Here is a 23,683-nt window from a genome sequence, read left to right on the forward strand (position 1 = left end):
ATGACCACGACCACTGTCGAGACCCCCGTGAGCGAGCAGGACTCCATGACCACGGCCACCCCGCGCAAGGCAGGCCGCCGCGGCCTCGGTACGTCCCTCGTCTCCCACGGCATCCTCATCGTGGCGAGCCTGATCGCGCTGTTCCCCGTCGCCTGGCTGGTCTTCCTGTCCCTCGGCCCGGACAAGGACGACTATCTCCACCCCGGCGGCATCTGGAGCAAGATGACGCTGGACAACTACTCCTTCGTCCTTCAGGAGACGGAGTTCTTCGACTGGATGACCAGCACGCTCATCGTCACGCTGGGCACCACGTTCATCGGCGTCATCATCTCCGCGACCACCGGCTACGCGGTCTCGCGGATGCGGTTCCCGGGCTACAAGAAGTTCATGTGGGTGCTGCTCGTCACCCAGATGTTCCCGGTGGCCGTCCTCATGGTGCCGATGTACCAGATCCTGTCCGAGGTCCAGCTGATCGACACCTACCTCGGTCTGATCCTCGTCTACTGCTCCACGAGCGTGCCGTACTGCGCCTGGCTGATGAAGGGCTACTTCGACACGATCCCGTTCGAGATCGACGAGGCGGGGCGCGTCGACGGGCTGTCCCCCTTCGGCACCTTCGCGCGACTGATCCTGCCGCTCGCCAAGCCGGGCCTGGCGGTCGCCGCGTTCTACAGCTTCATCACGGCCTTCGGCGAGGTCGCGTTCGCGTCGACGTTCATGCTGTCCGACACGAAGTACACGTTCGCGGTCGGTCTGCAGACGTTCGTGAGCGAGCACGACGCACAGCGCAACCTGATGGCCGCGACGGCGGTGCTGATCGCCATACCGGTGTCCGCGTTCTTCTACTTCGTGCAGCGGAACCTGGTGACCGGCCTCACGGCAGGCGGCACGAAGGGCTGAGCCCCGCCCTCCCCGAAACCCGAGGCGGTCGCGGTGTCCATCCGACCCCGCTGTCACCGCGACCGCCTCGTCACTTCCTTCTGACCTGATGACTCCCTTACGTACCAAGGACGCCATGAGCCAGCAGCACTCCGCCATCGCCCAGGCCCCGACCCCCACCGAAGCCAAGCGCGGCGACTGGTGGCGGGACGCGGTGATCTACCAGGTTTATCCGCGCAGTTTCGCCGACAGCAACGGTGACGGCATGGGCGATCTGGAAGGCGTACGCTCCCGTCTGCCGTATCTGCGTGACCTCGGTGTGGACGCCGTGTGGCTCAGCCCCTTCTACGCCTCGCCGCAGGCCGACGCCGGCTACGACGTCGCCGACTACCGTGCCGTCGACCCGATGTTCGGCAATCTGCTCGACGCGGACGCGCTGATCCACGACGCGCGTGAGCTGGGGCTGCGGATCATCGTCGACCTGGTCCCCAACCACTCCTCCGACCAGCACGAGTGGTTCAAGCGGGCCGTCGCCGAGGGCCCCGGCTCCCCGCTCCGCGACCGCTACCACTTCCGTCCCGGCAAGGGCGCCAACGGCGAACTCCCGCCCAACGACTGGGAGTCCATCTTCGGCGGCCCGGCGTGGACGCGGGTCGCGGACGGCGAGTGGTATCTGCACCTGTTCGCGCCCGAGCAGCCCGACTTCAACTGGGAACACCCGGCGGTGGGCGACGAGTTCCGCTCGATCCTCCGGTTCTGGCTGGACATGGGCGTCGACGGCTTCCGTATCGATGTCGCACACGGCCTGGTGAAGGCGGAGGGCCTCCCGGACCTCGGATCCCACGACCAGCTCAAGCTGCTGGGCAACGATGTCATGCCGTTCTTCGACCAGGACGGCGTCCACGCCATCTACCGGCAGTGGCGCACGATTCTCGACGAGTACGCCGGTGAGCGCATCTTCGTCGCGGAGGCGTGGACCCCGACCGTGGAGCGGACGGCGAACTACGTCCGCCCGGACGAGCTGCACCAGGCCTTCAACTTCCAGTATCTGTCGACCGCTTGGGACGCCGACGAGCTCCGCCAGGTCGTCGACCGCACCCTGGAGGCGATGCGCCCCGTCGGCGCCCCCGCCACCTGGGTCCTCTCCAACCACGACGTCACCCGCCACGCCACCCGCTTCGCGAACCCGCCCGGCCTCGGCACCCAGATCCGCACGGCCGGCGACCGGGCACTCGGCCTGCGCCGGGCCCGCGCGGCGACGCTGCTGATGCTCGCGCTCCCCGGCTCGGCCTATGTCTACCAGGGCGAGGAACTCGGCCTGCCGGACGTCGTCGACCTCCCCGACGAGGTGCGCCAGGACCCGGCGTACTTCCGCGGCGCCGGTCAGGACGGGTTTCGTGACGGCTGCCGGGTGCCGATCCCCTGGACGCGCACCGGGTCGTCGTACGGCTTCGGCAGCGGGGGCAGCTGGCTGCCGCAGCCGGAGGGGTGGGGCGAGCTGAGCGTCGAGGCGCAGTCCGGTGACCCCGAGTCCACTCTGGAGCTGTACCGCTCCGCCCTCGCCGCCCGCCGTGAGCACCCCGACCTCGGGGCCGGCGTCGAGGTGGAGTGGCTCCGGGCGCCCGAGGGCGTCCTGGCGTTCCGGCGCGGTGAGTTCGTGTGCGTCGCGAACACCACCGGCGAGTCCGTGACCCTGCCCGCCCACGGCCGTGTACTGCTGACCAGCGGTGAGATCACCGAGGCGGACGGCGAGGCGAAGGTGCCGGGCGACACCACGGTGTGGTGGACGACCGCCTGACCGGCGATCTCGCAGAGCACAGCGAAGGGCCCGCTGCCGGAGGAGGCAGCGGGCCCTAGCGCTGGCTACTTCCAGCTGTCACCCGTCGCGTACCCCGAGGAATTCCCCGTCGTGTACGAGCGGTTGGTGCCGGACTCCCAGGTCACGTTCCCGGAGCCGTCCTTCTTGATGTACTTGTACGCGAAGGCCGTGCTCTTCGGGACGACCACGGACCTGCTCCACGTCGGGTACGACGCCGACGACAGCGGGATCGCGTCGGCCGTGTTCCAGGAGCCGAGCGAGGCGATGGAGCCTACGACGTAGACGTTGGTGCCCCAGTCGGTGGTGGCGTTGACGTTGAAGGTCACGTCGGTGGTGTCGGCGAGGTTCCAGGAGTCGTGGAAGCCGACCGCCGAGGCGGAGGCGGCCGCGGCTCTGTTGGCCCTGGACTCCCAGGTGACGTTCCCCGAGGTGTCCTTCTTCACGTACTTGTACTCGAAGGACGTGTTGACCGGCACGTTCACCGCCCCCGACCAGTTCGGATACCCGGTCGACGACAGCTTCACCGCCTTCGCCGGGTCCCAGCCGCCGAGCGCCGCGATCGAGCCGACGACGTAGACGTCCTGGCCGGATGCGGTGGGCGCGTACGTGTCGAAGGTCGCCGTCACCGAGGTGCCGTCGTCCGGGTCCTCGCAGGAGGTGTCGCAGGGCGTGAACTCGCCGTCGTAGAAGGCGATCGCGCTCTTCGCGGGGAGGGTCAGGGTCGCGTTGCCGCCGGAGACCGTGACCGTCGTGGCGCCGTTGTCGATGACGTTCGCGTACGTGCCGTCGGCCATCCCGGTCGCGAAGGTGTACGTCGCCGCCGACGATCCGTTGTTGAGCGCGACGTAGCCCGCCGTGCCCCGCCCGAAGCCGATCACGCTCGACGACTTCGACGCCCAGTTGGCCACCGCCTCCGAGCCCACCGCGTTGTGCCACTTCACCATGCCGGTGACGGCGGCGTCGCGCTGGAGGCAGTACCAGCCGTTCGAGCAGTTCGTGTCCGTGACGAAGCCGCCGCCCGAGTTGGGCGGGGCCTGGTCGGAGGACGAGAACTCGAAGCCGGAGTACACCGTCGGCGTCGACCACTTGTAGGCGAGCTGGAAGACGTTGGCCAGCCGATAGGTGTCGCCGTCCTTGTAGCTCATGTGCAGGCCGTTGCGCTCGGTGTCGTGGTTGGTCACGAAGGACACCGAGTTCGCCGGGGGCAGCACGCCCGAGGACGGCAGCGACTCCAGGTCGCTCACATTCCCCTGGAACGCCGACTTCACGCGGCTCGCGTAGGTGAAGTCCAGGACGTCACCGGCGGAGTAGTAGTCGGAGGCCGCCGGGGTCGAACCCGGGTACACCTCCTGGAAGATGTACGGCTCACCGCCCGCCGTCGTGTCGTCCAGCTTCGCCCAGATCGCGTTGAGGTCGGCGACCGGCATGTGCTTGGCCGCGTCGATGCGGAAGCCGTCGACACCGAGGGCGATCTGCTTGTTCAGGTAGGCCGCGATGCCCGAGCGGACGTCGTCGTCCTCGGTCTCCAGATCGGGCAGGCCGAGCAGTTCGCAGTTCTGGATCTCGGTGAGGTTCGACCAGTCGTCGATGATCATGTCGGAGTCGTTGCACTCCGCCGACGTGTGGTAGTCGTCCGGATCCCAGTCGGGGGTGTCGTACTTGTTGGTGATCGTCGTGCCGTGGTAGCCGGTGCCGGTCTGGGCGGCGGTGTGGTTGATCACCGCGTCGGTGTATACCTTCACGCCCGCGTCGTGGCAGGCGTCCACCATCGAGGCGAACTGGGCCGCCGTACCGAACCGGCCGTTCAGGTCGTAGGAGAACGGCTGGTAGACATCCCACCAGTAGTAGTTGGTCTGCTTGAGCGACTCGGCGGGCGGGGCGACCCACACCGCGCCATAGCCGTTCGGGCCGAGCACGTTCGTGCATTCGGCGGCGACCGAGTTCCAGTTGTAGGACCAGAGGTTGGCGATCACATCGCCGGAGGTCGTGGCGTCCGCATGGGCGGACGTCGCGGGTAAGGCCGTCGCACCCGCGAGCGCCAGGGCACCCGCCGCCGCGGCGGTCGCGGCGCGGCGGAGGACGCCCGGAGGGCGGTGTCTGAGAGGCATGTGCGGCTCCGGAAGTGAAGTCGGGCACAAGTCGTCGGAGGTCTGAAGATCCACACCGTGGTCGGGCATTCAACTACCCGTGAGGGTGGGGCAGTTGTGAAGGCACGTCAAGGCAACCGGTGAAAGTTCTTTCTGTGAATTTCAAACCTCTTGCTGTAAAGCTTTCGTTAGCGGTACGTTCTCGCCGGCGCCCGGCAACGACGCCGCGCCGCGGCGCAGGGGGATCCGAACTGAGCCGCTCTCGCAAGGAGTTCAGCCTGTGATATCGACCCGCTCGGCGCCCCCGAAGCGCCACAGGAAGCGACGGCGTACGGCCCTCGCCGCCGCGCTGACCGCACTCTCGGCAGCGGGGGCCGCGGCCCTCATCGCCCCCGGCGGCACCGCATCCGCCGCCCCGCCCGGCACCAAGGACGTCACCGCGGTGATGTTCGAGTGGAACTTCGCCTCGGTCGCCAAGGAGTGCACCAACACCCTCGGCCCCGCCGGCTACGGCTATGTCCAGGTCTCCCCGCCCGCCGAGCACATCCAGGGCTCCCAGTGGTGGACCTCGTACCAGCCGGTCAGCTACAAGATCGCCGGCCGTCTCGGTGACGCAACCGCCTTCCGGAACATGGTCAACACCTGCCACAACGCGGGTGTGAAGGTCGTCGCCGACACCGTCATCAACCACATGTCCGCGGGCAGCGGCACCGGCACCGGCGGATCGTCGTACACCAAGTACGACTACCCCGGCCTGTACTCCTCGGCCGACATGAACGACTGCACGGCGTCGATCAGCGACTACACCAACCGCACCAACGTCCAGAACTGCGAACTCGTCGGCCTCGCCGACCTGGACACCGGCGAGGAGTACGTCCGCGCCACGATCGCCGGCTACATGAACACCCTCCTCGGCTACGGCGTCGACGGCTTCCGCATCGACGCGGCCAAGCACATCCCGGCGGCCGACCTCGCCAACATCAAGTCGCGCCTCAGCAACCCGTCGGTGTACTGGAAGCAGGAGGTCATCTACGGCAGCGGGGAGGCCGTCCAGCCGACCGAGTACACGGGGAACGGGGACGTCCAGGAGTTCCGCTACGCCTACGACCTCAAGCGGGTCTTCAACAACGAGAACCTCGCGTACCTGAAGAACTACGGCGAGGGCTGGGGCTACCTGAGCAGCGGGGTCGCGGGCGTCTTCGTCGACAACCACGACACCGAGCGCAACGGCTCGACCCTCAACTACAAGGATGGCGCGAACTACACCCTCGCCAACGTCTTCATGCTCGCCTACCCGTACGGCGCCCCGGACATCAACTCCGGCTACGAGTGGTCCAGCACCGACGCCGGCCCGCCCAACGGCGGCTCCGTGAGCGCCTGCTACCAGGACGGCTGGAAGTGCCAGCACGCCTGGCCGGAGATCATCCGCATGGTCGCCTTCCGCAACGCCACCCGTGGCGAGGCCGTCACCAACTGGTGGGACAACGGAGGCGACGCCATCGCCTTCGGCCGGGGCAGCAAGGGATTCGTGGCCATCAACCACGAGTCGAGCGGCCTGACCCGCACCTATCAGACGTCGCTCGCGGCGGGCACGTACTGCAATGTGCAGAGCAACACGACGGTGACCGTGAACTCCAGCGGGCAGTTCAGCGCCACCCTGGGGGCCAACACCGCACTGGCGATCTACGCCGGTAAGTCGAGCTGCTGAGCACCCTCTTTTCGGCCACCCCTGTCACGGCTGCACGCGCTGCCGCAGGGGTGGCCGATCCAGTATCTCGATGTACATGATCCGGCCGTTCACGACGTCGAGGATCAGATCGCCCGTCGCCGGCAGCAGCGGCACACAGCGATGACCGGGGCCGTACGGCTGTCCGGGCGTATGCTCCGCCGTCCGGATGCTCTGGCAGAAGTCGTCCCCGCAGCCGCACTCGGCGACCATGCGGACGTCCCAGACGCAGATGGCCAGCCAGTGTTCCCCCTCCTCCTCCAGGAGGGTGGCCAGTTCGGCGACGAGCTCGGGGAAGAGGTCGCGAACGAGGGGCGGTTCCTGTTTCACGCGAGGACGGTAGCCGGAGCCATCGCACGGGGGCGATCGATTATGTGGGGCGAGCGGGGGTGCACGCATAGCGCGTGGGGTTGACGTGTCCCGGTCACCGCTCTACGGTCCGCCACGACATGCGTATGGGAGCGCTCCCACGATTGGCGGAATCATGATGCGCAGACTCAGAAAGTGGACGGTGACCTCGTTATCCGTCCTCCTGACCGCCGTCGGTCTCACGGCCGTCGGCACACCGAACGCCTGGGCCACGACCTCCGCGACCATCGACGGGGCGGCAAGACACCAGCCCATCGACGGCTTCGGCATCTCCGAGCACTTCGGACGCGCCGCCATCATGAACGGCTCGCAGGGACTGTCGGCGCCCAAACAGCGCGAGATCCTCGACCTGCTGTTCAACCGCACCACCGGCGCCGGCCTCAGCATCCTGCGCCTCGGTATCGACTCCGGCATCCAGCCCACCGACCCCGGCGGCCCGAACGCCACCCCCAAGTACACCTGGGACGGCTACGACAAGGGCCAGGTGTGGCTCGCCAAGCAGGCCAAGGCCTACGGCGTGAACCGCTTCTACGCCGACGCCTGGACGGCCCCGGGTTACATGAAGACCAATGGCCAGGACGCCAATGGCGGCACCCTGTGCGGGCTGACCGGCGCCAGCTGCGCGAGCGGTGACTGGCGCAAGGCGTACGCCAACTACCTCGTCCAGTACGCCAAGTTCTACGGCCAGGAGGGCATCGGCGTCACCGACCTCGGGTTCACCAACGAGCCCGACTGGACGGCGACGTACGACTCCATGCGGCTCACCCCCGCCCAGGCCACCGAGTTCACCAAGGTCCTCGGGCCGGTCGCGAACGCCGCCGGACTCAAGGTCGCCTGCTGTGACTCCTTCGGCTGGAACCAGCAGAAGAGCTACACCAGCGCCATCGAAGCCGACCCGGCCGCCCGCGGCTACGTCGCCACCCACACCGGCCACACCTACGCCAGCCGCGTCGACGGTCCGCTGCCCACCCAGAAACGCACCTGGATGTCGGAGTGGTCGCCCGACGGCACCACCTGGAACGAGAACTGGGACGACGGCAGCGGCTACGACGGCCTCACCGTGGCCTCCGCCATCCATGACGCCCTGACCAAGGGAAACACCAGCGGCTATGTCTACTGGTACGGCGCTTCGACCGGCGCCACCCGAGGCCTGATCCAGATGGACGGCGACGGCTACCGGGTCTCCAAGCGGCTGTGGGCGATGGCCAACTACAGCCGTTTCATCCGGCCCGGCGCCACCCGCATCGGCGCCACGACCCCGGACCCGAACCTCAAGCTGTCGGCCTTCCGCAACCCCGACGGCACGCTCGCCGTCGTCGCGCTCAACGCGGGCAGCGCGGCCCAGCAGGTGTCGTACCGCCTCCCGAACACCGGGATCACGAACGGCACCGCGACCCCCTACCTCACCAACGGCTCCAGCAGCATGGCCCAGCAGTCGGCCGTCCCGGTGAGCGGGGGAGCGCTGACCGCCACGGTTCCGGCCCGCTCCCTGGTCACGTACACCATCAAGGCCTCGTCGGCCGAGCGGCTTGCCTTACCGGGCAGCGTGCCGGCTGCGCTACCTGTACCAGGGCCTGGATCCGGCCGCCTCCGGCCCGTACAACACGCTGCCCCGGCGGCTGGGGCTGCTCACCCAGACCAACTCCGCCTGCTGACGGACTTCGTGAAAGTTCTTACCGATGATTTCAAGCCTCTTGCTGTAAACCTTTCGGCGGCGATACGGTCGCGCGGGGTCGGACCCACAGAGCCGTAATCGCTAGGAGCCCATCTGTGATATCGAGATGGCCGTCGCCGTCGAGGCGTCGAACCGCCCATATCGGACGGGTCGCTGCGGTCACCGTGACCGCGCTGGCCGCAGCACTCGTCCAGCCTCTCGCGGCACGGGCGGAGACTCCGCCCGCGCCCCCGTCCGACGCCAGGCTCGCCGCCGAGCCCGCCCGGCACGACTCCACCCGTGAGCAGTTCTACTTCGTCCTGCCGGACCGTTTCGCCAATGGCGACACCGGCAACGACAAGGGCGGCCTGACGGGTTCCCGCCTCTCCACCGGCTACGACCCCACCGACAAGGGCTTCTACCAGGGCGGCGATCTCAAGGGCCTGACCAAGCGCCTCGACTACATCAAGGGCCTCGGCACCACCTCCATCTGGATGGCGCCGATCTTCAAGAACCGGCCCGTGCAGGGGACGGGGAGCAACGCCTCCGCCGCCTACCACGGCTACTGGATCACCGACTTCACCCAGGTCGACCCGCACTTCGGCACCAACAAGGACCTCGAAACCCTCATCTCCAAGGCGCACGCCAAGGGCATGAAGGTCTACTTCGACGTCATCACCAACCACACCGCCGATGTCGTCGACTACGAGGAGAAGTCCTACGACTATCTCTCCAAGGGCGCCTTCCCGTATCTGACCAAGGACGGGAAGCCGTTCGACGACGCCGACTACGCGGACGGCAGGTCCGGGTTCCCGGCCGTCGACACCGACTCCTTCCCGCGCACGCCCACGGCCGCCGCCGGGAAGAACGCCAAGGTCCCGTCCTGGCTCAACGACCCGACGATGTACCACAACCGCGGTGACTCCACCTTCGCCGGTGAGAGCTCCACGCACGGCGACTTCGGCGGCCTCGACGACCTGTGGACCGAGCGTCCCGAGGTCGTGACCGGCATGGAGAAGATTTACCAGCGCTGGGTGCGGGACTTCGACATCGACGGCTTCCGGATCGACACCGTGAAGCACGTCAACATGGAGTTCTGGACCCAGTGGGCCACGGCGCTGGACGCCTACGCCGCCAAGCAGGGCCGCGACGACTTCTTCATGTTCGGCGAGGTCTACTCCGCCGATACGTCGATCACCTCGCCGTACGTCACCCAGGGCCGCCTCGACGCCACCCTCGACTTCCCCTTCCAGGAAGCCGCACGGCAGTACGCCTCCCAGGGCGGCAGCGCGCGCGAGCTCGCGGGCGTCTTCGGCGACGACTACAAGTACACGACCGACAAGGCCAACGCCTACGAACAGGTCACCTTCCTCGGCAATCACGACATGGGCCGCATCGGGTACTTCCTCAACCAGGACAACCCCGACGCGACCGACGCCGAACTCCTAGCCAAGGACAGGCTCGCCAATGAGCTGATGTTCCTCAGCCGCGGCAACCCGGTCGTCTACTACGGCGACGAACAGGGCTTCACCGGCGCGGGCGGCGACAAGGACGCCCGCCAGACCCTGTTCGCCTCGAAGACCGCCGACTACCTGGACGACGACCAGATCGGCACCGACCGCACCCACGCGAGCGACGCCTACGACACCGACGGGCCCCTGTACCAGCAGATCAGCGCCCTCTCCAAGCTCCGCAAGGCCAACCCGGCCCTCGCGGACGGAGTCCAGACGGAGCGGTACGCGGCGGACGGCGCCGGCGTCTACGCGTTCTCCCGTACCGACGCCAAGACGGGTGTCGAGTACGTCGTCGCCTTCAACAACGCCGACGAGTCGAAGACGGCGACCTTCGCGGTCGGTTCGGCGGGCATGAGCTTCAAGGGGATCTACGGCGGTGACGGCTCGCTGAAGTCCGACGCCGAGCGTCAGCTCACGGTCACCGTCCCCGCCGGTTCGGCCGTCGTCTACAAGGCCGCCGGCAAGCTTCCCCAGCCCGCCACCGCGCCGACGATCACCCTCAAGGCCCCGGCCGCCGGAGCCACCGGCACCGTCGAGATCGGCGCCGACGTCGACGGCGGGCAGCTCAACCGCGTCGTCTTCGCCGCCCAGGTCGGCGGCGGCAAGTGGAAGACCCTCGGCTCCGCCGACCACGCCCCGTACAAGGTCACGCAGACCATCGGCAAGGACGTACCGGTCGGAACCGCCCTGCGCTACAAGGCCGTCGTCATCGACTCGGCGGGCCGCAGGGCGAGCGCCACCGCGGCCTCCACCACCGGCACCCCGTCCGCCCCCGAGACGCCCAGCGCCTCCTCCCGGGACTACGCGGTCGTCCACTACAAGCGCACCGACGGCGACTACGCGAACTGGGGCCTGTACGCCTGGGGCGACCTCGCCGACGGCGAGTCCACCGAGTGGCCGAAGAGCCACCCCTTCGTCGGCCGGGACGCCTACGGCGCTTTCGCCTACGTCAAGCTGAAGCCCGGCGCCTCCGGTGTCGGCTTCCTCGTCATCGACAAGGACGGCAACAAGGACGTCTCCGCCGACCGCACGATCGACGTCACCAAGACCGGCGAGGTCTGGATCGAGCAGGGCAAGGCAGACGTAGTCACCGAGCGTCCGGACCTTCCTGAGCAGGACAAGAGCAAGGCCGTCATCCACTACCACCGTGCCGACGGGAACTACGACGGCTGGGGCCTGCACACCTGGACGGGTGCCGCGAACCCCACCGAGTGGTCGAACCCCCTGAAGCCGGTCAAGACTGATACCTATGGTGCGGTCTTCGAGGTACCGCTCACCGACGGTGCCACCAGCCTCAGCTACATCCTCCACAAGGGCGACGAGAAGGACCTGCCCACCGACCAGTCGCTGGACCTCACGGCGAACGGCCATGAGGTGTGGCTGTTGAGCGGCCAGGAGAAGTACCTGCTCCCGCAGCCGGCCGGGTCCGCCGCGGCCCTCGACCTGACCACCTCCAAGGCGGTCTGGATCGACCGGAACACCGTGGCCTGGAACGGCTCCGAGGCCGCCGCCTCCACCCAGCTGCTGTACAGCAGGGACGGCGGGATCGCGGTGAAGGACGGCGCGCTGACCGGCGACGCCAAGTGGCTGCGGCTGGCCAAGGTCTCGCTCACCGACGCCCAGAAGGCGAAGTTCCCGCACCTGAAGGACTACGCCGCCTGGACCGTCGACCCCCGTGACCGTGACCGGGTCCGCGAGGCCCTGCGCGGCCAGGTCGTCGCCTCCCAGCGCGCGGCCAACGGTGCCGTGCTCGCCGCGACCGGTGTGCAGATCGCCGGCGTACTCGACGACCTCTACCCGGGCGCGACGAATTCCGACCTCGGGCCGGTCTTCGACAAGGGCCGTCCGACGCTGGCCGTCTGGGCGCCCACGGCACAGTCGGTGAAGCTGGAGATCGGCGACTCCACGGTCGCCATGCGGCGCGACAGCACCACCGGCGTCTGGTCCGTCACCGGCCCCAAGTCCTGGAAGAACAAGCCCTATCGGTACGTCGTCCAGGTCTGGGCACCCAGCGTCGGCAAGGTCGTCACCAACAAGGTCACCGACCCCTACTCGGTCGCCCTCACCGCGAACTCCGAGCGCAGCCTCGCCGTCGACCTCGACGACCGGGGCCTGGCGCCGACCGGCTGGTCCACGTACACCAAGCCCAAGGCCGTACCGCTGAAGGACGCCCAGATCCAGGAGCTGCACATCCGGGACTTCTCGGTGGCGGACAAGACGGTCCCCGCGAAGGACAAGGGCACCTACCTCGCCTTCACCGACAAGCTCAGCGACGGCTCCAAGCACCTGAAGAAGCTGGCCGAGGCGGGCACGTCGTACGTCCATCTGCTGCCGGCCTTCGACATCGCCACCATCCCGGAACGCCGGGAGGACCAGGCGGCCGCCGACTGCGACCTCGCCTCCTTCCCGGCCGACTCCGAGCAGCAGCAGGCGTGCGTGGCGAAGATCGCCGCGAAGGACGCCTACAACTGGGGCTACGACCCGTACCACTACACGGTCCCGGAGGGTTCGTACGCCTCCGACCCGGACGGTACGGCCCGTACCGTCGAGTTCCGCCGGATGGTCAAGGCGCTGAACGAGGACGGCCTGCGCGTCGTCATGGACGTCGTCTACAACCACACGGCGGCGAGCGGGCAGGCGGACACCTCCGTCCTGGACCGGATCGTCCCCGGCTACTACCAGAGGCTCCTCGCCGACGGCTCGGTCGCGAACAGCACCTGCTGTGCCAACACCGCCACCGAGAACACCATGATGGGCAAGCTGGTCGTCGACTCGATCGTCACCTGGGCCAAGAAGTACAAGGTCGACGGCTTCCGCTTCGACCTCATGGGCCACCACCCGAAGGCCAACATCCTGGCGGTCAGGAAGGCGCTCGACGCCCTGACCCTCGCCGAGGACGGCGTCGACGGCAAGAAGATCATCCTCTACGGCGAGGGCTGGAACTTCGGCGAGGTCGCCGACGACGCCCGGTTCGTGCAGGCCACGCAGAAGAACATGGCCGGCACCGGCATCGCCACCTTCTCCGACCGGGCGCGTGACGCGGTGCGCGGCGGCGGGCCCTTCGACGAGGACCCGGGCATCCAGGGCTTCGCCTCCGGGCTCTACACCGACCCCAACTCGTCCAAGAACAACGGCACTCCGGCGGAGCAGAAGGCCCGCCTGCTGCACTACCAGGACCTGATCAAGGTCGGCCTGTCCGGCAACCTCGCCGACTACCGCTTCACCGACACCGACGGCAAGGAGGTCCAGGGCTCCGAGGTCGACTACAACGGCGCACCCGCCGGCTACGCGGCCGCCCCCGGCGACGCCCTCGCCTACGCCGACGCGCACGACAACGAGTCCCTGTTCGACGCGCTGACGTACAAGCTGCCCGCCACGACCAGCGCCGCCGACCGTGCCCGGATGCAGGTTCTCGCCATGGCCACGGCGACCCTGTCGCAGGGCCCGGCGCTCTCCCAGGCCGGCACCGACCTGCTGCGCTCCAAGTCCCTCGACCGCAACTCCTACGACAGCGGCGACTGGTTCAACGCCATCCACTGGAACTGCGCCGACGGCAACGGCTTCGGGCGGGGGCTGCCGCCGGCGGCCGACAATGCCTCCAAGTGGCCGTACGCCAAGCCGCTGCTCGGCAGCGTCAAGGTCGGCTGCGGGCAGATCGACGGCGCCTCGGCGGCGTACGCGGACCTGCTGCGGATCCGTTCGACGGAGGGCGCCTTCTCCCTGGGCACGGCCGAACAGGTGCAGTCGAAGCTGTCCTTCCCGCTGTCCGGCAAGGAGGAGACACCGGGTGTGATCACCATGCGCCTCGGTGACCTGGTCGTCGTCTTCAACGCGACGCCCGAGCGACAGGAGCAGCGCGTCGCCCCGCTCGCCGGGGACGGCTACCGACTGCATCCGGCGCAGGCCTCGGGTGCGGACCCTATCGTCAAGTCCGCGTCCTACGACGAGGAAACGGGCATGTTCGCCGTTCCGGGTCGTACTGTGGCGGTCTTCGCCCGAACCCCCTGATACGACGCTAGCTTGAGTGGGGCGGACCCGATCACGGGGCCGCCCCACTCACGCGTATCCAAGGGCTGCCGACGATGAACGCACACGTCAAGCACTCGGGCACGACCGTGATGGTCGTCGACGACGTCCCGACCAACCGCTATGCCATGGGCGCGGTGCTGCGCCGCGCCGGCCACGACGTCGTACCGGTCGCGAGCGCCGGCGAGGCACTGAGCGAACTGGACATACGGCTGCGGGCGGGCGCCCTGCCCGATGTGGCCCTCGTCGACATCGGACTGCCGGACATGAGCGGCTTCGAACTGTGCCGCCGGGTCAAGTCCCGGCCCTCCACGGCCGCGCTGCCCGTCGTCCACTTCTCGGCGACGGCCGTGGACGCGAAGGACCGGTGCCGGGGACTGGACGTGGGCGCCGACGGCTATCTGACCGTGCCCGCCGAGCCCAGGGAGATCCAGGCCATCGTCCAGGCCGCGGTCCGCAGGGCACGCCGGCGCACCGCCGCGGAGGCGCTCGCGCACCGGCTGACCCTGCTGGCCGAGGCCATCGTCACCGTCCAGACCGCGCGCTGTCTGAGTGAACTGGCCGACGCGGCCGCCGCGGGCGCGGCCCGTCTCACCGGCACACCGGCCGTCGTCTTCGTCATCGGCCCGGACGGGGAGGCACACCACGGCACCTCCCGCAGCCGGCTCGCCCTGTCCGACGCGGCCCCGCACCAGGCCGCGGCCCGGCTGATCACCCGGATCGCGGGCAGACGGGGCGGTGTGCACGGCACCGTGGTCCCGGCGGTCCTGTGGCCGACGGGCCACTTCCGCCCCGGCGTCCAGGAGGACGCCCACCTGCTGCTGGCGTCGGCCCAGGAGGGCCGGGCCTGGGTCTGCATAGCGACACCCGCGGACGCCCCACGGCGCCACGCGGCACCCCCGGTGGCGCGCCTCGCGCAGGCCACCGCCCTCGCCGCCGAACCCCTCCTGATGTACCAGGCGGAGCGCGAAGTCGCCCTCACCCTCCAGCACAGCTTCCTGCCCCAGCCGCACCGCCTGCCCGAGCTGCCGGGCGTCGACCTCGTCGTGCGATATGTGCCGGCGTCCCGGCAGGCCGAGATCGGCGGGGACTTCTACGCCGCCCTGCGCACCCGGGACGGGGTGCTCACCGCGGTCGGGGACGTCGTCGGGCACTCGCTGGACGCGGCGACCGTCATGGTCGAGATCCGCCACGCGTTGCGCGCCTACAGCGTGGAGCAGAGCGACCCGCGGGCACTGGCCGAACGGCTCGACCGGATGCTGACGCACTACCACCCCGAGGTCACCGCGACCGTGTGTCTGGTCCTGGCCGACCCGGGTTCGGGGCAGGTCCGGATCGCCAACGCGGGGCACATTCCTCCGGTGCTCGTGCGGGATGCGGGCGGGGCGGAGTACGTCCCGGTGGACGGTCCGCTGCTGGGGCTGGCCCTGGACCGGCCCGAGCCGACCGAGCTGGTCCTGGAGCCCGGGGACCGCCTCCTCATGGTCACCGACGGCCTCATCGAGACCCGGGGCGTCGACCTCGCCACGTCCATGGAGCAGCTCCGCGCGGCCGCCGTCGGTGCCCCGGGCGGCCTCGACGCCCTGTGCGACACCCTGCTGGCCTGCTTCGGGCACGACCGGGAGGACGACATCGCGATGCTGGCCCTGAGGTTAGGGTGAGCCCTGCCGTCGTAGAACAGGAGTGCTCATGCCGCAGATCACCGTCGACTACTCGAACACGATCTCCCTCGACCGGGCAGGCTTCGCCCGGGACCTGCACACCGCGACCGTCGAGATCGCTGCGGCCAAGCCGGAGGCGTGCAAGACTCAGTTCCGCCCCAGCCCGTACACGGCCTTCGGCTACGAGGACCCCGAGGAGCAGGGCCACGCGATCGTCCACGTCACTCTCGGCCTGCTCGCCGGCCGCACCGACGAGACCAAGGCGAAGCTGACCGAGACGGTCCTGGAACTGCTGCGCAAGCACATCGTGGACGACGGCACCGTGCTGCACGCCTCGGCGGAGGTGCGCGACCTGGATCCGTCGTACCGCAAGTTCCAGCGGTAGGGGCTCGCTAGGACGCCAGCGCGATCAGCCGGGCGACCAGATCGCTGAACGGGCCGTCGGTCGGCTCGTCCTTGAGGACGCGGCGCAGCAGGGTGCCCATCTCCTCGTCGTGGGCGGCGCTGACGGCGGCCAGGGCGGCGAAGTCGTGGACGAGCTGGACCTCCAGCTCGGCGCGGGGGATGCGGCGGCCGTCGAGCCAGATCAGGGCCGTCGACTCGGCGAGCGAGATCCAGGAGCGGACGACCAGTTCCAGTCGCGCGGGTGGATCCTCCACGCGCAGATGCGAAAGGATTTGGACATACGCGGCCTGGCGTACGGAGTCGATGAGCGCGTTCGTCGCCGTGGAGCCGACGGCCGGGCCGCCGCGCATCAGGGCCGAGAAGCCGGGGCCGTGCTCGTCGACGAAGTCGAAGAAGCGCCGCATCACGCGCAGCAGCCGCGCCCCCAGCGGCCCCTCCCTGGGCTCCATGAAACGGCCCGCCAAGTCCTCCGAGGCACGCGTCAACGCGGCCTCGTACAGGCTGAGTTTGCCGGGGAAGTAGTGGTAGACCAGCGGGCGCGAGATGCCTGCGGCCGACGCTATCTCGTCGATGGAGACATCGTCGGGCGAGCGCTGGCTGAAGAGTTCGAGGGCGACGCCGATCAACTGCTGGCGCCGCTCCTCGACTCCCATTCTTCGCCGTACCCCGATAGTCATGCGAACACCTTACCGATCGATTCCGGCCCCGAACGGACCGGACCGACCATGGTCGTTCACATGTCCAGTACGAGTCGATCACCCCGCGCCCGCGACACACAGATCAGCATCGAGTCGCCCCGCTCCGCGTCGGTCAGCAACTCGTCCCGATGGTCCACCTCGCCCTCCAGCACCCGCTGTTGGCAGGTCCCGCAGAATCCCTGCTCGCAGGAGTAGGCGGTGTTCGGCAGCTCCGCGCGGACGGCGGCCAGCACCGACGAGTCCGCCGCCACCGTCAACGTCCGCCTGCTGCGCCGCAGTTCGACCTCGAAGGCGTCCCCGTCCGCCGAGGCGCGCGGCGCGAACCGCTCCAACCGCACCCGCGGGAACCGCTCCTCCACCGCGTCCATCAACCCCTGCGGCCCACAGCAGTAGACGGCCGCACCCTCGGGCACGTCCGCGAGGAAGCCGTCGACGTCCGCCGGCCCCTCCACGACCGTCACCCGGTCCCCGCCGCGGCCCAACTTCTCGATGTCCTCAAGGAACGGCATCGACCCCCGGTCACGCCCGCAGTACAGCAACCTCCACTCGGCACCCTCGCCAAGCGCCCGCAGCATCGGCAGCACGGGTGTGATCCCGATGCCGCCCGCGACGAACACGTACGACTCGGCCTCGACGAGCGGGAAACGGTTCCGTGGCCCCCGCACCTCCAGCTCCATGCCCTCCCGCACCTGCTCGTGGACCTCGCGCGAGCCGCCCCGTCCGTCCGGGACCAGCCTGGTCGCGACGGTGTACGACGAGGTGTCCTCGGGGTCGCCGCACAGCGAGTACTGCCGCACGAGCCCCGATGGCAGCACAAGGTCGAGATGCGCGCCGGGCTCCCAGCGCGGCAGGTCGTGCCCTTCGAGCCGTAGCCGTACGACACCGTCGGCGACCTCCTCCCGCGCGGCCACCAGCACCCGCAGCGCCCGCGACCGGGGCCGCCCGGAGGTCGGCTCGTCGAGGGCGGGCATCGGCCAGAGCGGTGAGGTCCGGATACGGCGGCGGAGGGCCCGGCGGGCGAGCACCGCGGCACCGGCGACGACGACCAGCGTCCGGAGCTTCGGCATCAGGCGACACCCTTCTCCGCGGCCAGGGCAGCGGGGGAGGAGGCCAGATATGCGACGGCCTGCTCGGTGCAGCCCTCCTGGGAGGGGTGGTAACCGCGGCTCAGATAGCGGGGTATGGACTTGAGCATGTCCCCGGTGGCGGGCAGCGTGCCGCGTCGGCCCGCGACGTAGAAGTCCTTGAAGCTCGCCTTGCCGTCGATGAGCGTCGGGTCGTTCTCCATGAAGAACCGCGCCCCGCGCTGCCAGAGGAAGACGATCGCGGTGAACGCGGTGGCCCAGGTCCGCACACGTCGCCGGTAGCCGCCGTCGACGTGCTGGAAGAGGTCGAAGGCGACCGACCGGTGCTCGACCTCCTCGGCGCCGTGCCAGCGCAGCAGGTCCAGCATGGTCGGATCGGCGCCCCTGCGGTCCAGCTCCTCGGCGTTGAGCACCCAGTCGCCGAGGAAGGCGGTGTAGTGCTCGATGGCCGCGATCAGCGCCACCCGCTCCATCAGCCACCAGCGCCGCGCCCGGCCCGGCGGCAGGGTGCGGTCACCGAGCAGCTTCTCGAAGAACCAGTCGACCTGCGCGGTGTACGGCGTCGGATCGAGCCCCTGCTCCCGCAGATGCGGCAGCACCTCGTCATGGGCCTGTGAGTGCATCGCCTCCTGCCCGATGAACCCGACCACGTCCTCGCGCAGCCGCTCGTCCCGTATGTAGGGCAGCACCTGCTTGTAGACATGCACGAACCATCGCTCACCGGCCGGCAGGAGCAGATGCAGCACATTGATGGTGTGCGTGGTGAACGGATCCCCCGGCACCCAGTGCAGCGGGGTGTCGTCCCAGGAGAAGGACACCTTGCGGGCCTTGAGAGGCACCCGGTCCTGCGTATTAGACATGGCGTCAATGTACTGACGGGTAGGCGCCGGGTGAAGCCCCGTGCGGCACCTTATTTACGCGACTGTCAGCAACGCTTCCGGCTCACTTGAGCCCGTTGACCGCCCGCCCGCTCTCCAGCGTGCCCGTCAGCTCGGCCTGTGCGCCCTGCTTCGCCCTCGCCGTCAGCAGGTTGCCCTGGGCGGAGCCCCGGACACCGCCCGTGGCCCGGATCGCGCCGGTGTCACGGGCACCGGCCGCGAGCAGATACCAGTCGCCCGCCTTCGCCTTCCACAGCACCCCGGCCAGCACATGCGGATCGCGCGCTCCGCACGCCGACACGTTCTGCGCCTTCGCCGCCACCGCCGCACTCGTCGAACCCGGCGTGCGGAACTGGGCCATGACCCGCTCGCCGCCGCCCCGCCAGGTCTCGGCGCGGGTGCACACCCAGTCCGCCGAACCGGTGCCGTCGGGCAGCGGCTGCGCGGCGAACGACCAGGCGTTGACCGTACGCACCCCCGCGGAGCGCAACGCGCCCAGCCAGCAGGAGTACGGCGCCCAGGCGTGCAGCGCCCGGGTGCCGGCCACCTCCTCGGTCGCCCCGGGGCGGCCCGTGGTGAGGCGGGCCGGGACCAGTTCGGCCAGGTCGGTCAGCAGCCGGGTGCCGGTGCTGTCGGTCAGCTGCAGCACGTTCCACGACGAGCAGGCGCCGGTCTGCTGGGCGATGGGGCTCGCCATCGGCGAGGTCACCCCGTCCACCACCGTGAGATCCATCGCCCCGCCGGCCGGCTTCAGCAGATCCCGCTCGGCCGCCTCCTTCACCCAGGGCGCCAGCAGATAACGGACATTGCCGTCGGCCCGGCTCAGCACCACCGCGCCCGCCTCCGCCCTGGTGGCGCCGTCGACCCGCGAGAAGTCCAGGGCGGCACCGGCCGTGCCGTCCGTCGGCTCGGCGTAGCGGGCGATGCGCAGACCGTCGTAGAGCAGGACGATACGTGCGGTGTCGACGGTCCCCGCGTACAGCAGCTGCGGTGCGCCGGGCGGGCCGCCCGCCGGGGTGCCGGGGGTCGCCGACACCGTGACCTTCTCGCCGGGGCGGGCCCAGACCGCGAGGGCGCGGCGCAGCAGGGCCGAGTCGCCAGTGAGATCGCCGCGCGCGGGCCACACCGAGAAGTCGGTACGCGCGGACGACTGCCACGCCAGCGCGGGGACCTTGGTCAACTGGGCCGGGTCGAGAGCGGCCTCGGCCGCCGGGTTCTGCGCGTACGAGGGCGCGGCCGGGCCATCCGGCGCCCAGCCCTCACCGGGCAGACCGAGCAGCGCCCCGCACACGAGGAGCGCGGCCCCGGCGGCGAGCGCGGCCCGCAGATGCTGCCTGCGCCGCATGAGGTCGGTGGGCCGGGCCTGCAACGAGCAGGGGTCGAACTCGGGGGAGTCGAGCAGCGCGTACTGCGCCGGTACGGCGTCGGCGTCCTCCAGGGCGTCATCCGCGTCCTCGACACCGGCCGCCGCAAGGATGTGCCGTACGTCGCCGTCGGGGAGTTTCTCCAGTCCGCGCAGGACGTAGGCCGCCCGCGCCGGGCCGGACAGCGCCGACAGCCGCTGGTCCAGGGCGAGTTCGTCGGCGCCGCCCGACCGGGGGAAGAGGCGCAGACCCCAGACCTGGGGCAGCAGGGGCGGCAGTTGGGAGCGCTTGGGCCACGCCGGACGCTTGAGCGTCAGGCCCGCCTCCAGCGCCGTGGTCAGAACCCGCAGCCGCAGGAAGGCGTACCCGGGATCACCGTCACGGCCGGTCGACTGGGCCGGGATCACCGGCGCCGGCACCACCCGGCCCCGGGGCAGCGCGCGCTGGGTGAGGGAGTGCGCGGTCACCACACGCCGGTTGCGACCGAGGCTCGGCGGCAGCACCAGGTAGGCGAGCCGCACGAGACGCGGGTAGTGCTCGACGAGCGCGGCCTCGGCCCGCTCGACATCGACGACCGGATCGACGGATTCGGCTGCGGGGCGCGGGGCGACATCCTGTGACTGCACGTTCAGCAGAACGAGCGAATGGGCGGTAGGTCACCACGGATGGAGGATGTGCCGCGATCGGTTGTCTGTCGTCTGCCGGTGCGTCGTGGCTGGTCGCGCAGTTCCCCGCGCCCCTTAGGGGCGATTCCCAACCGGCGCAGCCACCAGCTCCCGCGCGTAATTTGCCATCGACCTCTGATATCGCGGCAGATGAGACGCCAGGGCCTCCAGTACCAGCGCCAACCCCTCCCGATCCCGCCCCAGACTCGACAGACACAGCGCCAGCGTCGCCCGTACCGCGTCGTCCAGCTCATCGGACGGCGCGTCCAGTTCCGGCGTCAACAGCTTGACGCCCTCCTCCGCCTGGCCGACGTTCCGCAGCGAGCTGGACAGCTGGATCTTGGCCCGCCGCCCCTTGTAGCCGTTGAGCCCTCGCGCCAGGGCCTCCCGGTACAGCGGCACCGCCTTGTCCGAGTGCCCTGTGGAGTCCCAGGCGCAGGCCTGCTCGAAGGGGCCGAGGGGGCTGTCGTCGGGCAGTTCGGCGACGAGGGTGTCGATGACGGCGCGGAAGTCGGCCGCCCTGTCCTCGGGGTAGCTGTCGAACGTCGCCCATGCCGCACTCACGCGGTCTTCCCAGTCCTGGTTCACCGGGCCACACTCGCACACCCGTGCCCATGAGAGCCTCTGTTTTGAGCGCATCGCCCTCCACAGCCGTATGGGAGTGGAGGGCCCCCGGCCGGGGCTCGCCGTGGCATGGACCGGAGGAACAGATGACATTGACCCGACCGATGCTCGCGCTGTCCGGCGCGGTGGCGGTGCTCGCGCTGGCCGGCTGTGGCTCCGGCGGCGAGAAGGAGGCCGAGGCGCCGAAGACGGCGACCGGCAGCCTGGAGCATCTGGCCGCCATGGCGAAGTGCGATCCGAACATGCAGACCGACGCCGATGAGATCCGCCAGGCGATCTGCAAGACCGGCAAGGAGAAGTACATCCTTGCCACGTTCGCCACCGACCGCGGCCAGGCCGAGTGGCTGAGCGGTGCGAAGGACTACGGCGGCTACTACCTCGTCGGCCGCAAGTGGGTCGCCGTCGGCCACGAGGACGTGGTGGCGTCGCTGCGGAACGAGCTGGGCGGGGACATACAGATCGGGACCGACCACTCCGGTCACTCGGACGGCCACTCCGCCTCGCACGAAGGCTGACCACACGGAATCCGGACATGAGAAAAGCCGGCGGTGGGAGATCCCACCGCCGGCTTTCTAGTTGAGGGTCAGTTGCAGTCCTGGCCCGAATTGATGCACTGGACCACCTGGTTCATCAGGTCTTCGGACATGAAGTTGATGAAGTCGTTGTGGTCAGTGATCGGCTTGTGCAGCTGCTCGGGGAAGCCGTCCACCGCGAACGGGTTCACGACCTGCCCGTTCTCGATCTGCGGGGCGGGAACGTCGTAGACCAGCTTGGCCTGCAGCTGGGGGATCGCCTTGAAACCGTTCGCGCAGCTGCCGTCCGCCTGGACGAAGGCAACGTGGTCACGGTGGTTGGCGCTGTCGATGTTCTGGCCGTCCCAGCAGCTCTGGAAGTTGGACGTCCGCACCACGGAGCTGCCCTCGGGGCAGATCGGGTACTGCTCCGTCAACTGCCGGTCCTCGAAGCCGGTGCAGCTCCAGGAGGTGTTGGCATTCGCGAGACCGTTGGTGAAGGCCTTGGCGTCACCGGTGATGATGCGCAGGGCCGTCGGCATCGCCACGACCTCGCTCGTCTTGTTACCGACGAACTTCAGCTCCGCCTGGGAGGCGCGCAGGACCTTGCCCACGTTGCCTTCCAGACCGCCACCGGCCTCGTTCGCGTCCGCCTCGTCCGTACCGTCCTGCAGACGCAGCACCGGCCAGTAGTACGTGGACTTGTCGGCCTGGTTCTGGCAGCTGGTGTCGGCCGCCAGGAACTGCTCATCGCTGGTGAAGGCGGTGTTGTCCTGGTTACCGACGTAGTCGTGGCGGTGGTGGGCGCCGTTGTCGACACCGGGAGCGACAATCACGTTGTCCGTGTTGGCGTTGCCGTTCTCGTTGGTGCCGCACTCGGTGGTGAAGGTACCCGTCGAGCCGGAGTCGCCGTTCGCGGCCAGACCGTTCGGCAGGTTGCGGGAGTTGGGCTGGACGTCCTGGATGTTGACGAAGTCCTGCGCCACCGGGCCGTTGCCGGCCTGGCCCCCATTGCCCTCGGGCACCGGGTCGAGGCCGTTGTCCTGGCCCTGGTCCTGGCCGCCGTCCTGCCCCTGGTCCTGACCGTCGTTGTTCTGGTCCTGACCGTCATTGTTCTGACCGTCGTTGTTCTGGCCGTCACCGTTGCCGTCGTTGACCTCCGGCTGCTCGGCCTGGACCCCCTGGCACTGGGCGAACTGGTCCAGTCCCTGCGGCCGCTGGCCACCGGCCCGGTTGATGTTGATGCCGATCCGGTCGAGCGTGGCCACACGCTTGGACTTCAGCGGGCCGAGGATGGCGTTGTTGACGTAGTTGGCGTCCCCGGCCTGGGCCTGCCGCGTCTCCGCGAGACGCGTGTAGGCATCCGTGATCTGCTGGTCGAGCAGCGCCAGCTCCTTGGCGACCCCCTGGCGCGCGCCCTCCGGCACGTCCGACAGCTTCTGGCCGACGTCCGGGCAGTTGATGGTCGCGACCTGGGCGTTCGTGGACTTCGTCTGGTTCCACCCAGAGTTCTCGTCCTCATGCGCCGAAGCATAGAAGTTGGCCCATACAAGCCCGCCCCCACCGAGCGCTAGGGCCGCCGTCCCGGCTATGGCCTTGGTGGCCAGCGGCATCCGGCGTTTTCTTGTGTTGCGTCCCATGGAACTCCTCTGACTTCCTTTTTCGGGGGCATCGAGGCGCCCGACAGGAGTGAAGCGGCTCCCATTCATACGGAGGG

Annotated in this window: 15 protein-coding genes and 2 pseudogenes; 9 read left to right on the forward strand and 8 right to left on the reverse strand. The window is 69.3% G+C overall.

Translation table 11 applies throughout. From position 1 onward, the window contains the following. Both IE325_RS44775 and IE325_RS44780 read left to right on the forward strand, forming a co-directional pair. A complete protein-coding gene (locus tag IE325_RS44775) occupies positions 1–900 on the forward strand; it encodes a sugar ABC transporter permease (RefSeq protein ID WP_190075979.1) in 900 nt (299 codons plus the stop codon). 115 nt (positions 901–1,015) lie between these two features. Beyond that, the gene (locus IE325_RS44780) at positions 1,016–2,677 is read left to right on the forward strand and encodes a glycoside hydrolase family 13 protein (protein ID WP_190075980.1); all 1,662 of its coding nucleotides are present in this window, start codon (positions 1,016–1,018) and stop codon (positions 2,675–2,677) included. 65 nt (positions 2,678–2,742) lie between these two features. Here the strand turns inward: IE325_RS44780 and IE325_RS44785 are convergent, their stop codons facing one another. Beyond that, on the reverse strand, positions 2,743–4,806 hold the full coding sequence (locus IE325_RS44785) for a carbohydrate-binding module family 20 domain-containing protein (RefSeq protein WP_190075981.1): 2,064 nt from the start codon (positions 4,804–4,806) through the stop codon (positions 2,743–2,745). A 328-nt stretch (positions 4,807–5,134) separates the two neighbouring features. Here IE325_RS44785 and IE325_RS44790 point away from each other — a divergent pair, with 328 nt between their 5' ends. After that, entirely contained in the window at positions 5,135–6,493 is a 1,359-nt protein-coding gene (locus IE325_RS44790; RefSeq protein ID WP_190076028.1) for an alpha-amylase, read from the forward strand. A 24-nt stretch (positions 6,494–6,517) separates the two neighbouring features. Here the strand turns inward: IE325_RS44790 and IE325_RS44795 are convergent, their stop codons facing one another. Next, positions 6,518–6,841 carry a hypothetical protein gene (locus IE325_RS44795; protein WP_190075982.1) on the reverse strand — a complete coding sequence of 108 codons (324 nt, stop codon included), beginning with the start codon at positions 6,839–6,841 and terminating at the stop codon, positions 6,518–6,520. A gap of 337 nt (positions 6,842–7,178) precedes the next feature. On the opposite strand from IE325_RS44795, the pseudogene IE325_RS44800 reads away from it, so the two are divergent. From IE325_RS44800 to IE325_RS44815, 5 genes and pseudogenes are all read left to right on the forward strand, one after another. Beyond that, positions 7,179–8,369: pseudogene (locus IE325_RS44800) on the forward strand (glycoside hydrolase family 30 protein); the annotation flags it as partial. Between the two features lie 55 nt (positions 8,370–8,424). Beyond that, a pseudogene (locus tag IE325_RS47320) lies at positions 8,425–8,535 on the forward strand (non-reducing end alpha-L-arabinofuranosidase family hydrolase); the annotation flags it as partial. Positions 8,536–8,650: 115 nt separating this feature from the next. After that, the gene (gene pulA, locus IE325_RS44805; protein ID WP_190075984.1) at positions 8,651–14,056 is read left to right on the forward strand and encodes a pullulanase-type alpha-1,6-glucosidase; all 5,406 of its coding nucleotides are present in this window, start codon (positions 8,651–8,653) and stop codon (positions 14,054–14,056) included. Between the two features lie 74 nt (positions 14,057–14,130). Continuing rightward, positions 14,131–15,735, forward strand: a complete 1,605-nt coding sequence (locus tag IE325_RS44810; RefSeq protein ID WP_190075985.1) for a fused response regulator/phosphatase — start codon at positions 14,131–14,133, stop codon at positions 15,733–15,735. A gap of 28 nt (positions 15,736–15,763) precedes the next feature. Further along, positions 15,764–16,120, forward strand: a complete 357-nt coding sequence (locus IE325_RS44815; protein ID WP_190075986.1) for a 5-carboxymethyl-2-hydroxymuconate Delta-isomerase — start codon at positions 15,764–15,766, stop codon at positions 16,118–16,120. 7 nt (positions 16,121–16,127) lie between these two features. Here the strand turns inward: IE325_RS44815 and IE325_RS44820 are convergent, their stop codons facing one another. From IE325_RS44820 to IE325_RS44840, 5 genes are all read right to left on the reverse strand, one after another. Beyond that, the gene (locus IE325_RS44820) at positions 16,128–16,817 is read right to left on the reverse strand and encodes a TetR/AcrR family transcriptional regulator (RefSeq protein ID WP_190075987.1); all 690 of its coding nucleotides are present in this window, start codon (positions 16,815–16,817) and stop codon (positions 16,128–16,130) included. Positions 16,818–16,873: 56 nt separating this feature from the next. After that, the gene (locus IE325_RS44825) at positions 16,874–17,905 is read right to left on the reverse strand and encodes a PDR/VanB family oxidoreductase (RefSeq protein ID WP_190075988.1); all 1,032 of its coding nucleotides are present in this window, start codon (positions 17,903–17,905) and stop codon (positions 16,874–16,876) included. Then, the gene (locus IE325_RS44830; protein ID WP_190075989.1) at positions 17,905–18,783 is read right to left on the reverse strand and encodes a metal-dependent hydrolase; all 879 of its coding nucleotides are present in this window, start codon (positions 18,781–18,783) and stop codon (positions 17,905–17,907) included. The genes IE325_RS44825 and IE325_RS44830 overlap by 1 nt, the downstream gene beginning before the upstream one ends. An 82-nt stretch (positions 18,784–18,865) precedes the next feature. Next, the gene (locus IE325_RS44835; protein ID WP_190075990.1) at positions 18,866–20,791 is read right to left on the reverse strand and encodes a hypothetical protein; all 1,926 of its coding nucleotides are present in this window, start codon (positions 20,789–20,791) and stop codon (positions 18,866–18,868) included. A gap of 114 nt (positions 20,792–20,905) precedes the next feature. Next, positions 20,906–21,469, reverse strand: a complete 564-nt coding sequence (locus tag IE325_RS44840; RefSeq protein ID WP_190075991.1) for a tetratricopeptide repeat protein — start codon at positions 21,467–21,469, stop codon at positions 20,906–20,908. 71 nt (positions 21,470–21,540) lie between these two features. Between IE325_RS44840 and IE325_RS44845 the strand changes: the two genes are divergently transcribed. After that, entirely contained in the window at positions 21,541–21,969 is a 429-nt protein-coding gene (locus tag IE325_RS44845) for a hypothetical protein (protein WP_190075992.1), read from the forward strand. 68 nt (positions 21,970–22,037) lie between these two features. Here IE325_RS44845 and IE325_RS44850 read toward each other — a convergent pair whose 3' ends face one another. Next, positions 22,038–23,606 (reverse strand): DUF1996 domain-containing protein, encoded by a 1,569-nt coding sequence (locus IE325_RS44850; RefSeq protein WP_190075993.1) that lies wholly within the window; start codon positions 23,604–23,606, stop codon positions 22,038–22,040. Positions 23,607–23,683: the final 77 nt, after the last annotated feature.

This window comes from Streptomyces lanatus (assembly GCF_014655715.1).
GTDB classification, from domain to species: domain Bacteria; phylum Actinomycetota; class Actinomycetes; order Streptomycetales; family Streptomycetaceae; genus Streptomyces; species Streptomyces lanatus.

Bases quoted from the DNA above. Each gene is read 5' to 3' on its own strand.
- IE325_RS44820 (WP_190075987.1), bottom strand. From the start codon at position 16,817: ATGACTATCGGGGTACGGCGAAGAATGGGAGTCGAGGAGCGGCGCCAG.
- IE325_RS44785 (WP_190075981.1), bottom strand. From the start codon at position 4,806: ATGCCTCTCAGACACCGCCCTCCGGGCGTCCTCCGCCGCGCCGCGACC.
- IE325_RS44775 (WP_190075979.1), top strand. From the start codon at position 1: ATGACCACGACCACTGTCGAGACCCCCGTGAGCGAGCAGGACTCCATG.
- IE325_RS44845 (WP_190075992.1), top strand. From the start codon at position 21,541: ATGACATTGACCCGACCGATGCTCGCGCTGTCCGGCGCGGTGGCGGTG.
- IE325_RS44815 (WP_190075986.1), top strand. From the start codon at position 15,764: ATGCCGCAGATCACCGTCGACTACTCGAACACGATCTCCCTCGACCGG.
- IE325_RS44825 (WP_190075988.1), bottom strand. From the start codon at position 17,905: ATGCCGAAGCTCCGGACGCTGGTCGTCGTCGCCGGTGCCGCGGTGCTC.
- IE325_RS44850 (WP_190075993.1), bottom strand. From the start codon at position 23,606: ATGGGACGCAACACAAGAAAACGCCGGATGCCGCTGGCCACCAAGGCC.
- IE325_RS44780 (WP_190075980.1), top strand. From the start codon at position 1,016: ATGAGCCAGCAGCACTCCGCCATCGCCCAGGCCCCGACCCCCACCGAA.
- IE325_RS44830 (WP_190075989.1), bottom strand. From the start codon at position 18,783: ATGTCTAATACGCAGGACCGGGTGCCTCTCAAGGCCCGCAAGGTGTCC.
- IE325_RS44810 (WP_190075985.1), top strand. From the start codon at position 14,131: ATGAACGCACACGTCAAGCACTCGGGCACGACCGTGATGGTCGTCGAC.
- IE325_RS44840 (WP_190075991.1), bottom strand. From the start codon at position 21,469: ATGCGCTCAAAACAGAGGCTCTCATGGGCACGGGTGTGCGAGTGTGGC.